We start from the raw sequence: 12,816 nt of genomic DNA on the forward strand, positions 1-12,816 counted from the left end.
ACGCTCTCACGGCCGGTGCCCGCGCGGCGCGGATCCCGGAGGAGCGCTCCGCGGAGCCGGTACTCCGCGGTGCCGTGCTCCGGAGGGGCGCCCGCCCGCGGTCGCTCAGGGTGTCCGGTCGCGGGTCGGAGCGGAACCGGTCCGGCACCCGCACCCTCACCCTGCGGGCGCCGCGCGACCTGCGGTGCCACCGGGGGTGAACCAGCACCGACGTGAAGGTGAACTCTGGGCGACGCAACCGCTGCCCCGGGGCCGGCCGGGCGGTTCACCTGGCCGTGCGCCGGATCGGTGGGGCGCACGCGCCGGTTTCCCTAGGGGCATCCGGTGGACGGGCGCACGCTCCGCACCGGCCTCCGGAGTGAACCCGTAGGGACGCCACAGTGAACTCTGGGCGACGGCTGTTCGAGCAGGGCCTCGCACGGCTGGGGAAGTGTCCGACCCGGCGCATAACCTGGAGTCATGAACGTGGATGCGGCCGTCGCCGCAGTGGCAGCGATCGCCGGCTTGTGCACCGGCGTCTTCGCCATGCTGGCGTTCCGCTGGAGCGAGCGCGATCAGGCCAAGCCCACCCGCAGCTCGCTGCACACCGACGCCGCGCTGCCGCCCGGCGTCGACACCGTGCTCTCGGTGCTCCGCTCCTCCGCGGTGGTGCTCGACGAGGCCGACGCCGTCGTCAAGGCCAGCTCCGCCGCGTACGCCCTCGGGCTGGTCCGCGGCGGCAAGCTCGCCGTCGAACCGATGATGCAGATGGCCCGCGACACCCGCAGGGACGGGGAGATACGCCAGGTCGAGCTGGATCTCCCGCGCCGCGGCACCGGCCGCGGCGAGGCCCTCGCGGTCTCCGCCAGAGTCGCCCCGCTCGGCTCCCGGCTCGTCCTGCTGCTGGTCGAGGACCTCACCGAGGCCCGCCGCATAGAGGCCGTCCGCCGCGACTTCGTGGCCAACGTCAGCCATGAGCTCAAGACGCCGGTCGGCGCCCTGTCGCTGCTCTCCGAGGCCGTGATGGACGCCAGCGACGACCCCGAGGCCGTCGAGCGCTTCGCCGGCCGGATGCAGAACGAGGCCACCCGCCTGACCAGCCTCGTCCAGGAGCTCATCGATCTCTCCCGGGTGCAGAACGACGACCCGCTGGAGGACGCCGAGCCGGTCCGGGTCGACGAGCTGGTCGCCGAGGCGGTGGACCGCTGCCGCCAGCAGGCCGGCGCGAAGCAGATCACGATGGCCGCCGGCGGCACCGCCGAGCTCAGCGTCTGGGGCAATCGCGGCCAGCTCGCGGCGGCCCTGGGCAACCTCGTCGAGAACGCCGTCAACTACTCCCCGGCGCGCACCCGCGTCGGGATCGCCGGGCGCCATGTCTCCGCGCCCGGCGGCGACCTGATCGAGATCGCGGTGACCGACCAGGGCATCGGGATATCCGAGAAGGACCGGGACCGCATCTTCGAGCGGTTCTACCGTGTGGACCCGGCGCGCTCGCGCGCCACCGGCGGGACCGGCCTCGGCCTCGCCATCGTCAAGCATGTGGCCGCCTCGCACGGCGGGGAGGTCACGGTGTGGAGCGCCGAGGGACAAGGTTCCACCTTCACCCTGCGTCTCCCGGAAGCCGGGGCCGTACGCGACCGCGAACGGCCCGCCGACCTCTCCGCGGAGGGCCTCGACGACGAGGACCGCCCGTACGAGACCTTCAACGATCCGCTCCCTGCTCACCCAGCCCCGGAGGTCCTTCCGTGACCCGAGTGCTTGTCGTCGAGGACGAGGAATCGTTCAGCGATGCACTGTCGTACATGCTTCGCAAGGAGGGCTTCGAGGTCGCCATCGCGGCTACGGGCCCTGACGGACTGGACGAGTTCGAGCGCAACGGCGCCGATCTCGTGCTGCTGGACCTGATGCTGCCCGGCCTGCCCGGCACCGAGGTCTGCCGCCAGCTCCGCGGCCGCTCCAATGTCCCGGTCATCATGGTGACCGCCAAGGACAGTGAGATCGACAAGGTCGTCGGCCTGGAAATAGGAGCCGACGACTACGTCACCAAGCCCTTCTCCTCCCGCGAACTGGTCGCCCGTATCCGCGCCGTGCTGCGCCGCCGCGGCGAGCCGGAGGAGGTCGCCCCGCAGGCCCTGGAGGCCGGCCCGGTCCGGATGGACGTGGACCGCCATGTCGTCACGGTCGCCGGCGGCAAGGTCGATCTGCCGCTGAAGGAGTTCGACCTCCTGGAGATGCTGCTGCGCAACGCCGGCCGGGTGCTGACCCGCATGCAGCTCATCGACAGGGTCTGGGGCGCCGACTACGTGGGCGACACCAAGACCCTGGACGTGCACGTCAAGCGGCTGCGCGCCAAGATCGAGCCCGACCCGGGCGCGCCGCGCTACCTCGTCACGGTCCGCGGCCTGGGCTACAAGTTCGAGCCGTAAACCGGCCCGCGCGGCGCCCTGCGGCGCTGCGCCACGCCACGCGTCAGGGGCGCCCCTCCGGATCGGACGGGCGCCCCTGACGCGTGGTGGTGACGGCCTGCCGCCGTCGTGCGGCCGGCTCAGTGCTCGGCGTGGTCCGCCGCGGTGGTCGGCTCGCCGGAACCGGACGGGGACGCCGACCCCGACGGCTTGCCCGAGGGCTTGCCGGACCCGGACGCCGACGGCGAGCCGGAGGGCGACGGCACCTTCGAGGGCCCGTAGCCCTCGAAGTAGTTCTTCGCCGGGACGACGTAGGCGTTGATCCGCACCTGCCCGGTGGAGCTGAACTTGAAGGTCAGCGGCTGCGCGTTGCCGTCCTGGACGGCCTCCCGGCCGCTGGCGAGGACGGCCGAGGGGTTGCCCTCGCCGCCGATCACGACGGAGCCGCCGGCGGGCACGGTGATCGGGCCGGAGCCGTGGTCGGCCGGCGCGAGCTTGGCCGTCTGGCCGGTGCCGTCGACGGAGAGCGCGGTCAGCTTCTGGTCCTTGGTGCCGCTGTTGAACACCGTCGCGGAGACCACGGCCGGGCCCTTGGCGTCCACCTCGGGCTGGGTGATCACGTTGGCGTTCTGAATCTTGATGTCGCCCACGGAGGTCGCGGCGTTGTCCGGCTTGACCTCCAGCGTCTGGGCGTCGTTCCCGGCCCCGCACGCGGACAGCGTGGCGATCGAGAGCGAGAGGACGGTGGCGGCGAGGACGCCGCGTCGAAGGCTGCGGCTCACGGCGGCGGCATCTCCTTGACGAGCTACGGCGGCCGAACGTTCGTGCCCGGTCGCGGATGGACGGCTGGGGCGGCCCTCCGTACGCGTCATGACGACGGGTGCGTAAAGCCGCCCTAAGGGTGTGTCAGCGCCGCTAGGTTACCGAGCCGCCCTCGCGCCGCCGCACCCGACCCGCCCCCAGCGCGATCAGCGGCCCGCCACCGCCGCCCGGGCCCCGTTCCACCGCCCTCGTACGCGGCCCCTGTACGGGACCCGACGGCGGCCGGAGCCCCCGGGAAGCGACGGGAGAACGCACCGCGAAACGGCCGGCCGCACGCGGTACCCGGAACGACCGATGGAACGACCGATGGAACGGCCGGCGGAACGGCACACGGAACGCTTCGCAGATCAGACGGAGTCGAGAACGTTCTCAAGAACGGGCATGAATTTTCGGCAAGAGGCCGTTCGGGTGGCGAGCGGCTGGTTTCCTTCCTGGGAAAAGCGGTATTCGCAGGGAATGTGAAGGGCACGCGGAATTGATCACACTCTTCGCCCGCCGGTTCGTGATCAATTCCGGAATCCGTCCGAAGAGGCCCCTGAGCAGCCGAACGGAGTACCGGAACTCGCTCGTGTGGATCCGTGCAAACCGGGACGTTCGGCCTGTCGGTCATCGCCTTCCCGGTACATGACGGGCATGTTTCCGCTCACCCGTGCAGCCCCTCCGACCTGCGAATTCCCATCTCCCGAGACCCCTCGCAGCACGTTCCGGTCGCTGTTGTCAAGCCCCGAGATATGCCCTGACCTGCGAAAACGCCATTCAGAACGGCCCGTTCCCGTGTTAGCATGGATAGCCACGGAAGGGGTACCTGTCACATGACGTTCAAGGTTGGCGACACCGTGGTCTATCCCCATCACGGGGCCGCGCTGATCGAGGCCATCGAAACTCGCCAGATCAAAGGCGTGGACAAGACCTACTTGGTGCTGAAGGTCGCCCAGGGCGACTTGACTGTTCGTGTGCCAGCGGACAATGCGGAGTTCGTCGGCGTACGCGACGTGGTTGGTCAGGACGGGCTGGACCGGGTCTTCGAGGTGCTTCGCGCACCGTATGCCGAAGAGCCCACGAACTGGTCCCGTCGCTACAAGGCAAATCTCGAGAAGCTCGCCTCCGGCGATGTGATCAAGGTTGCCGAAGTGGTGCGTGACCTGTGGCGGCGTGAGCGTGAGCGCGGCCTCTCCGCCGGTGAGAAGAGGATGCTCGCGAAGGCGCGCCAGATCCTGGTGAGCGAGCTCGCCCTCGCGGAGAACACCAACGAGGACAAGGCCGAGGCCCTGCTCGACGAGGTACTCGCGTCCTGACGACGCTGAAGCGCTGGCCCTGCCCGGCGTTGGCGCCATCCAACGCAGGCAAATCCAGCGCCAGGAAATCCCAGCCAAGGAAATCCTACGCAGCGACGACGTAGCAATGCCGCGGTGCCCGAGTGACGATCGACTCCCCGAGGGGAGCGGTCCGTTGCCGGGCGCTGCGGCATATCTGCGGGTGTTGCGATGGATCCATGGGGGGCGATCAGCTGGTACCCGCGAGGACCACCGCCCCCCTGTGACGTGCCGGGCCCGGGCAGCTGGCTCGACCGATGTCACGGAAGGGTCCGGTCAAGGCGTCGCGCCCGGCACTCCCCCCGTAGGGGGCACGCCCAGGCCATACCCACCTCGTCCGAGGAAACAAACCTGTCTGCGTCAATTCCGGGCTCGCCCCGGACTCCGGAGCCATCGATGTCAGATCCCTCCCGTCCCCTCCGCACCGCCGCGGTGATTCCCGCCGCCGGCCGCGGTGTCCGGCTCGGTCCCGGCACCCCCAAGGCGCTGCGCACCCTGGGCGGCACCCCGATGCTGGTGCACGCCGTCCGCGCGATGGCCGCCTCTCGCGCGATCTCCGTGATCGTGGTGGTCGCCCCGCCCGACGGCGCCGCCGAGGTCAGCCGCCTGCTCGACGAGCATCCGCTGCCCGAGCGGACCGAACTGCGGGTCGTCCCCGGCGGCGGGACCCGCCAGGAGTCCGTCCAGCTCGGTCTGGCCGCCCTCCCGGACACCGTCGACGTGGTGCTGGTGCACGACGCCGCGCGGCCGCTGGTCCCGGTCGACACGGTCGACGCGGTGGTCGCCGCCGTCCGTGCAGGTGCGCCCGCCGTCGTCCCGGCGCTGCCGCTGGCCGACACCGTCAAGCAGGTCGATCCGCAGCCGCAGGGCTCCCCCGAGCCGGTCGTCGGCACCCCGGAGCGGGCGCTGCTGCGCGCCGTACAGACCCCGCAGGGCTTCGACCTGGCGACCCTGCGCAAGGCGCATGACACCGTCGTCGAGGGCGAGGGTGCCACCGACGACGCCGGGCTGGTCGAACGGCTCGGCTCGCCGGTCGTGGTCGTTCCCGGCCACGAGGAGGCATTCAAGGTGACCCGGCCGCTGGACCTGGTCCTGGCCGAGGCCGTACTCGCCCGCAGGAGGGCCACCGATGGCTATGTCTGAGCCGATCCCCGCCGGGGCCCCCGCCGCCCCGCTGCTCCCGCTCGTCGGCATCGGCACGGATGTGCACGCCTTCGAGCAGGGCCGTGAGCTGTGGTGCGCCGGGCTGCTCTGGGACGCCGCGGAGAGCGACGGCTACGGCCTGGCCGGCCACAGTGACGGCGATGTGGCCGCCCACGCCGCCTGTGACGCGCTGTTCTCGGCGGCCGGCGTCGGCGACCTGGGGGCGCACTTCGGCACCGGCCGCCCCGAGTGGTCCGGCGCGTCCGGGGTGACCCTGCTGGCCGAGGCCGCGCGGATCGTGCGGGCCGAGGGCTTCACCATCGGCAATGTCGCGGTGCAGGTCATCGGCGTCCGCCCGAAGGTCGGCAAGCGCCGGGACGAGGCCCAGAAGGCGCTGTCGGCGGCCGTCGGGGCGCCGGTCTCGGTCTCCGGCACGACCTCGGACGGGCTGGGCCTGACCGGCCGCGCCGAGGGCCTGGCCGCGGTCGCCACGGCGATCGTCTTCCGTACGGCCTGACCGGTTTCCGGCAGGGCCCGGACCGGCGGACGCGGCGCCCGGCATTCCCCCGTATGGCGCGGGAATGCCGGGCGCCGCGCGGGTGTTGGGGGGAGCATCGGAGTACTCGTGTCCCTCGGAACGGCCCGCTGGAAGGACCCCTCGTGACTGCCACCCTGTCGGACGACCTCAAGCAGCTCCTCGACACCCCGGTCTTCGTGACCGTGGCGACCGTCCAGCCCGACGGCAGCCCCCAGGTCTCCCCGGTCTGGGTGAAGCGGGACGGCGACGATCTGCTGATCTCGACGACCGTCGGCCGCCGCAAGGAGCGCAACCTCCGCCGCGATGCCCGAGTCTCCGTTGTCGTGCAGCCCTTCGACGCGCCCTATACGTACGCCGAGGTCCGCGGCTCCGCTTCGCTCAGCACGGAGGGCGGGCCGGAGCTGATCGACGAGCTGTCGCGGAAGTACACCGGCAAGCCGTACGCGGAGTTCAACCCGGCGTCGGCCGAGGACGCCGAGCGGGTCGTGGTGCGGATCACCCCGCGCAAGATCGTGGGCAGCATCTGACCAGGCCCCGGGCCGCTCCGGGCGGGGTGGCACTTCGGGCGAATCGGGCGGTTGTGGCGGATCTGTTTCCCCGTGGCCCAATGGGTCGCGGGGCACTGCCTCGTTCCGACTACCCTGGTTCCGTGACGATTCGCCTGTACGACACCAGCGCCCGGCAGATTCGCGACTTCACCCCGCTCGTGCCGGGCTGTGTCTCGATCTACCTGTGTGGCGCGACCGTGCAGGCCGCCCCGCACATCGGGCACATCAGGTCGGGACTGAACTTCGACATCATGCGCCGCTGGTTCGACTACCGCGGCTACGACGTGACATTCGTGCGCAATGTCACGGACATCGACGACAAGATCATCAAGAAGGCGGCCGAGCAGGGCCGTCCCTGGTGGTCGATCGGCTACGAGAACGAGGTCGCCTTCAACACGGCCTATGACGCTCTCGGCTGCCTGCGTCCCACCTATGAGCCGCGCGCCACCGGCCACATCCCCGAGATGATCGAGATGATGCGCGGCCTGATCGAGCGGGGCCACGCCTACGCCGCCGACGGCAACGTCTACTTCGACGTGAAGTCCTTCCCGGAGTATCTCCAGCTGTCCAACCAGGAGTTGGACAACCTCCGCCAGCCGGAGGGCGAGGGCGAGACCGGCAAGCGGGACCCCCGCGACTTCGCGATGTGGAAGGCGGCCAGGGAGGGCGAGCCCAGCTGGGAGACCCCCTGGGGCCGCGGCCGGCCCGGCTGGCATCTGGAGTGCTCGGCGATGGCCCACAAGTACCTGGGCTCGGCCTTCGACATCCACGGCGGCGGCGTCGACCTCGTCTTCCCGCACCACGAGAACGAGATCGCGCAGGCCAAGGCGTACGGCGACGACTTCGCCGCGTACTGGACCCACAACGCCTGGGTGACCATGAGCGGCGAGAAGATGTCCAAGTCGCTCGGCAACTCCCTGCTGGTCGCGGAGATGGTCAAGCACTGGCGCCCGATCGTGCTGCGCTACTACCTGGGCACCCCGCACTACCGCTCGATGATCGAGTACAGCGAGGAAGCGCTGCGGGAGGCCGAGTCCGCGTTCGCGCGGATCGAGGGCTTCATCCAGCGCGCGGTCGAGAAGGCCGGCGCCGTCGAGCCCGCGCCCGAGGTGCCGCCGGCCTTCGCCGAGGCGATGGACGACGACCTGGGCGTCCCGCAGGCGCTGGCGATCGTGCACACCACCGTCCGCCAGGGCAACTCCGCGCTGCTCGCCGACGACAAGGAATCGGCGGTGGCCCGGCTCGCCGAGCTGCGGGCGATGCTCGGGGTGCTCGGCCTGGACCCGCTCGACGAGCGCTGGTCCGGCGCCGGGACGGACCGCGGCGACGACCTCCACGGCGTGGTCGACTCCCTGGTCCGCCTGGTCCTCGACCAGCGCCAGGCCGCCCGCTCCCGCAAGGACTACGCCACCGCCGACGCCATCCGCGACCAGCTCCAGCAGTCCGGACTCGCCATCGAGGACACCCCCTCGGGCCCGCGCTGGTCGCTGTCCTGACCCCCGTCCCGCCCGTCACCGGCCACCCGGATTCGACCGCCCCGGTGGCCGCGGGCGACACTCATTCCATACGTACGTCCCCACTCCACGTCGCGAGACGTCGAGAGCAGTGAAGAAACAGGTGACCCATGGCCGGCAACAGCCAGCGCAGGAACCGCCGCACGTCCAACAAGAAGGGCGCGCAGGTCGGCAGCGGCGGCAAGCGGCGCCGGGGCCTGGAAGGCAAGGGCCCGACCCCGCCCGCCTCCGCGCGCAAGGGACACGTCAAGAACCGCGTGGCCAACGCCCAGGCGAAGCAGGCCGCGGCGCGCCGCCCGGCCCCGCGGCGCGGCGGTGCCAAGGGCACCGCGGAGCTGGTCGTCGGCCGTAACCCGGTCTTCGAGGCGCTGCGCGACGGCGTGCCCGCGACCACCCTCTACGTCCAGCAGTTCATCGACACCGACGAGCGGGTGCGCGCCGCACTCCAGCTCGCCTCGGAGCGCGGCGACATCAACCTGATGGAGGCGCCGCGCCCCGAGCTGGACCGGATGACCAACGGCCTCAACCACCAGGGCCTGGTCCTCCAGGTCCCGCCGTACGACTACGCGCACCCCGAGGACCTGGCCGCGGCCGCCTTCGACGAGGGTGCCGACCCGCTGATCGTCGCGCTCGACGGCGTCACCGACCCGCGCAACCTCGGCGCCGTGGTCCGCTCCGTGTGTGCCTTCGGCGGCCACGGCGTGGTCGTGCCGGAGCGCCGGGCGGCCGGGATGACGGCCGGTGCGTGGAAGACCTCGGCGGGCACCGCGGCCCGTACGCCGGTCGCCCGCGCCACCAACCTGACCCGGACCCTGGAGTCGTACCAGAAGGCCGGTCTGACGGTCGTCGGGCTGGCCGCGGACGGCGAGCTGGAGCTCCAGGACGTCGAGGCGCTGGACGGCCCGGTCGTGATCGTCGTCGGCAGCGAGGGCAAGGGCCTGTCGCGGCTGGTCGGCGAGACCTGTGACGTCCGGGTGCGGATCCCGATGCCGGGCGGCGCGGAGTCGCTGAACGCCGGTGTCGCGGCCGGTGTCGTCCTGTGGGAGGCGGCCCGCCGCCGCGCCTGAGTCCGGTGCCCCGGGGCGCCCGGCACACCGCCGCGCCACCCCGGGGCAGGGCCTGACCCTCCGTACGTCTTCGCCGGATCCCGTGATCTTTTGACGGGTCTCGGACAGATCGACCCGGTCAAGGCAGTGTCTTTCCCGCGAGTCACTCGGTTAGATGAGCGTGGACACCAGAACACCCCGCACGCCTACGGGGGGACGCTCGCCGGGCTTCGATGACGAGCCGGGCCTGAGCTCGGTCAAGGTGCCGTGCGATCCCGCGCAGGTCATCGTCAACCACGCCAGCTTCCGCGTACAGCTCGCCGCGCCCGTGGCGGGCGGCGCCGCCGACACCGCGCACATCCCCGCCGGCCGGGGCCCGTCCGCCGGTGCCAGACGCCGGGCGCCCGTGGTGTGGAGCGGCCGCACCGCACCGGGCGGCACGGCCGGCGCCACCACCCAACTCCTGCACGCGGTACGCGACGCGGGCATCGGCCTCGACGGACCGGGCGAGGACGTCGGCACGACCCAGGTCCTGCCCCGGGTCCGCCTCGACGACGCGCCCCCCGCCCAGACCGTGATCGGCCAGCGCGGCCCCGCCCAGAACGACACCAAGCTGCTGCGCGGCGTACGCCCCGTGGGCAGCGCGTACGCCGACACCTACCGCGACACCCCCTACCGGAACACCTCGTACGGCAGCCGCGGTCCGCTCGACGACGGCTACGAGGACGACCGGTTCGAGGCACCGGACGGCTACGACCCCGGCGGCCGGCGGCGCAACGCCGACTCCGTGCGGCACGCGTACTACCCCGGCCGCCGGATGAACCTCGGCGTCGTCCTGCTGCCGCTGCGCATCTTCCTCGGCCTGATCTCCGTCTACGCCGGGATGGGCAAGCTCTGCGACCCCGTCTACTTCGACGGCGGTGAGCGCGGCTCGATGGTCAAGTGGCTGCTGTCGCTCGACCCTTGGGCGCTGGCCGTGCCGCTGCGCGACTTCGCCGTCTCGCACCCCGTCGGCGCCGGCCTGACCGTCGCCTTCCTCCAGGTCGTCGTCGGCGTCCTGACCATCTGCGGACTGTGGCAGCGGGTCGCCGCGTCGATCGGCACGCTGCTGTCCGCGGCGCTGCTGATGACCGTCACCTGGCGCACCGTCCCCGCCTACGACGCCCCCGACATCATCTACCTCGCCGCCTGGAGCCCGCTGATCATCGCGGGCGCCCCGGTCTACTCCATGGACGGGCGGCTGGCCGGTGAGGCCTGGCGGCGGCTCGGTCCCCGCGTCGAGGTGGCCGACCTGCGGCGCCGGGTACTGCGCCGCGGCGCCCTGATGACCGCGATGGTGGCCGGGCTGACCCTGCTCATCGGCTCGCTGCTCGGCGGCGCCGTCCGCTCCGCGACCGTGGCGACCGTCCCCCGTCCCGGCGAGCCCGCGATCAACAACCTCCCCGGCTCCCCGCTGCCCCGCCCCGGCAAGCGCGCCACCCGTCCCGGCCACCGCCACACCGGCAGCGCCGCACCGCGCCCCGGAACGCCCTCCGCGGGCGCCTCGCACAAGGCCCGCAAGCCCGGCACACCGGCCGCCTCGGCCCCCGGCACCGGACGGTCGACGGGCAGCAGCAGCGGCCTCGCGGAGCAGCCCGGCGCGACCACCAGCGCACCGCAGCAGAGCGTGCCGACCCGCCGGGCCCCGGTACCGAGCCGGGTACCGCCCTCGGCGGGCGGCACCGGCGGCGGCACCACCGGCAGCAGCGGCAGCAGCAGCGACTCCGGAAGCGACTCCGGCCGCGACGCCCTCGGCGGCCTCCTGGGCTGACCCACCGCCCCCGCACCCACCGCCCCCGATCGCCCCGATCTCCCCGCACGGCTCTTCTGCACCGGCCGTTGGGGGAGGGGGTGGTCGGGGGCTGTTGTGTGTGGGGGGCGCCGGAGGGTGGCAGCGGGATGGCGTGCACGGCCGAGGGTGGCGGGCGGGGCGCGGCGTACGGCCGACCTGGCGGCAGCGTGCGTGTGGTGGCCGTGGTGGCGGGGCAGGGGCGTCGTACGGCTTCCTGGGCCCTCAGGGCCCGCCACGGCCCTGCGTACGCCCCGCCCTCCCCTTCAACGCCCTTGGGCGCTCAGTTCCTTGGCGGCCTCGGTGAGGTCCTTGGCGGTGTCGATGGCGCGCCAGTAGGCGCCCTGGGGGAGCGGGAAGCCGGCCAGCCGGCGTTCGCGGGCGAGGCGCGGGAAGGTGGTGCGCTCGTGGTCGCCGCGGTCGGGGAGCAGTTCCGTGAAGGCGGCGGAGAAGACGTAGACACCGGCGTTGATGAGATACGGCGAGGGCGGCGACTCGATGAAGTCCAGCACATGCCCGAACGCGTCGGTCTCCACGGCGCCCCAGGGGATGCGGGGGCGGGCCAGCGCGAGGGTGGCCTCGGCGGCGCGCTCGTGGTGGAAGGCGGCCATCTCGCGGAGCGGGAAGCGGGTCCAGATGTCGCCGTTGGTGGCGTACCAGGGCTCGTCCGGGCGGGGCAGTGAGCCGGCCGCGTACTTGAGGCCGCCGCCGCGGCCCAGCGGCTCGGTCTCGACAACGGTCGTGACGCGCAACGGGAGTTCGGCCCGGTCCAGCCAGTCCTGGAGTACTCCGGCGAGGTGCCCGCAGGAGATGACCGCGTCCGTGACGCCTTCCTCGGCCAGCCAGTTCAGCTGGTGGCCGATGATCGGGGTCCCGGTGCCGGGAATCTCGACCATCGGCTTGGGGCGGTCGTCGGTGTACGGGCGGAGACGTGAGCCCTGGCCGCCGGCCAGGACCACGGCCTGCGTGGGATAAGGATGCGGGGCACCTGTCATGGATCGCACCCTATGCGGTGCGAGACGGGGTCACTGGGCGGCGGCGACGCCGGTGGCGAAGGAGGTGTCGCAGACCGGGCGGGAGAAGGCCTGAGCGCGGTGTGCGGCGCCGTACTTGGCGACCGCGGCACGGCCGAGGTCACGGGCGATGGAGACGCAGTGCTTGGCCAGCGAGGGCCGCTTGGTGGTCGCCTCCTGGAGGTGGGTCAGGGCGACGCCCGGATCCTTCTCCTGGAGCTCGACCAGGAGGCGCTTGCGCAGGGCCTCCTCGGGGGCGCGGGCGGCGGTCTTGGTGACGGCCTGGCCGGCGGCCGCGGTGAGTACCTGGGAGTCGGTGGCCGTCGACGACGCCCAGGGGACGGCGGTGACGGCGAGGGTCCCGGACAGCACCAGGACGACGGGGAGGACGAAGGCGAGAGTTCTGCCGATGCGGCGGGCTGCGGAGTTCACGGTCGCGATCGTAGCGAGGAGTGATGATTTGGCGACATTTGGTCACCTTATTGGGGGACGCAATGGCTCGTCGGTGCGGTTGTGGGGTTGACGCACTGGTGTGGAAAGTCGGGTTATGTCCCTATGGTGCCGACTTGGCGGCGACTTGGTGCCGACTTGGTGGCGGCGGTGCGGGAGTTGTTGCCGGCGGGCGGACGCCGCAGTGGTGCGGGAGCTGGTGCCGGCGAACGCCGCG

12 protein-coding genes are annotated in these 12,816 nt (G+C 72.2%); 9 read left to right on the forward strand and 3 right to left on the reverse strand.

Annotated elements, in window-relative coordinates:
• Positions 1-459 precede the first annotated feature (459 nt).
• On the forward strand, positions 460-1,728 hold the full coding sequence (gene phoR / locus AC3EUV_RS05380; RefSeq protein WP_387243078.1) for a two-component system sensor histidine kinase PhoR: 1,269 nt from the start codon (positions 460-462) through the stop codon (positions 1,726-1,728).
• Between the two features lie 5 nt (positions 1,729-1,733).
• Positions 1,734-2,405, forward strand: coding sequence for a two-component system response regulator PhoP (gene phoP / locus AC3EUV_RS05385; protein ID WP_465270490.1), 672 nt, complete (start codon positions 1,734-1,736; stop codon positions 2,403-2,405).
• Between the two features lie 119 nt (positions 2,406-2,524).
• On the opposite strand, the gene AC3EUV_RS05390 is transcribed toward phoP, so the two are convergent.
• The gene (locus AC3EUV_RS05390; protein WP_435602290.1) at positions 2,525-3,166 is read right to left on the reverse strand and encodes a copper chaperone PCu(A)C domain-containing protein; all 642 of its coding nucleotides are present in this window, start codon (positions 3,164-3,166) and stop codon (positions 2,525-2,527) included.
• 852 nt (positions 3,167-4,018) lie between these two features.
• Here AC3EUV_RS05390 and AC3EUV_RS05395 point away from each other — a divergent pair.
• The 7 genes from AC3EUV_RS05395 to AC3EUV_RS05425 all read left to right on the forward strand — a co-directional run bounded on the left by AC3EUV_RS05395 (position 4,019) and on the right by AC3EUV_RS05425 (position 11,118).
• Positions 4,019-4,501: a CarD family transcriptional regulator gene (locus tag AC3EUV_RS05395; RefSeq protein WP_003953493.1), complete on the forward strand. Its 483-nt coding sequence runs from the start codon at positions 4,019-4,021 to the stop codon at positions 4,499-4,501.
• A gap of 414 nt (positions 4,502-4,915) precedes the next feature.
• Positions 4,916-5,662 (forward strand): 2-C-methyl-D-erythritol 4-phosphate cytidylyltransferase, encoded by a 747-nt coding sequence (gene ispD / locus AC3EUV_RS05400; RefSeq protein WP_432143618.1) that lies wholly within the window; start codon positions 4,916-4,918, stop codon positions 5,660-5,662.
• Complete coding sequence (ispF, locus tag AC3EUV_RS05405) at positions 5,655-6,179, forward strand: 2-C-methyl-D-erythritol 2,4-cyclodiphosphate synthase (protein WP_435602453.1); 525 nt, start codon at positions 5,655-5,657, stop codon at positions 6,177-6,179. The genes ispD and ispF overlap by 8 nt, the downstream gene beginning before the upstream one ends.
• A gap of 143 nt (positions 6,180-6,322) precedes the next feature.
• Positions 6,323-6,727, forward strand: coding sequence for a PPOX class F420-dependent oxidoreductase (locus AC3EUV_RS05410; protein WP_432143616.1), 405 nt, complete (start codon positions 6,323-6,325; stop codon positions 6,725-6,727).
• A 122-nt stretch (positions 6,728-6,849) separates the two neighbouring features.
• Positions 6,850-8,244 (forward strand): cysteine--tRNA ligase, encoded by a 1,395-nt coding sequence (gene cysS / locus AC3EUV_RS05415; RefSeq protein WP_435602291.1) that lies wholly within the window; start codon positions 6,850-6,852, stop codon positions 8,242-8,244.
• Positions 8,245-8,372: 128 nt separating this feature from the next.
• Positions 8,373-9,329 carry a 23S rRNA (guanosine(2251)-2'-O)-methyltransferase RlmB gene (gene rlmB, locus AC3EUV_RS05420; RefSeq protein WP_432143614.1) on the forward strand — a complete coding sequence of 319 codons (957 nt, stop codon included), beginning with the start codon at positions 8,373-8,375 and terminating at the stop codon, positions 9,327-9,329.
• A 154-nt stretch (positions 9,330-9,483) separates the two neighbouring features.
• Positions 9,484-11,118, forward strand: coding sequence for a DoxX family protein (locus AC3EUV_RS05425; protein WP_435602292.1), 1,635 nt, complete (start codon positions 9,484-9,486; stop codon positions 11,116-11,118).
• Positions 11,119-11,402: 284 nt separating this feature from the next.
• On the opposite strand, the gene AC3EUV_RS05430 is transcribed toward AC3EUV_RS05425, so the two are convergent.
• Complete coding sequence (locus AC3EUV_RS05430; protein WP_432143612.1) at positions 11,403-12,131, reverse strand: nucleotidyltransferase family protein; 729 nt, start codon at positions 12,129-12,131, stop codon at positions 11,403-11,405.
• A 30-nt stretch (positions 12,132-12,161) separates the two neighbouring features.
• Positions 12,162-12,581 (reverse strand): hypothetical protein, encoded by a 420-nt coding sequence (locus AC3EUV_RS05435; protein WP_432143611.1) that lies wholly within the window; start codon positions 12,579-12,581, stop codon positions 12,162-12,164.
• Between the last annotated feature and the right edge of the window lie 235 nt (positions 12,582-12,816).

The sequence above is a fragment of the Streptomyces sp. bgisy130 genome, from assembly GCF_057708345.1.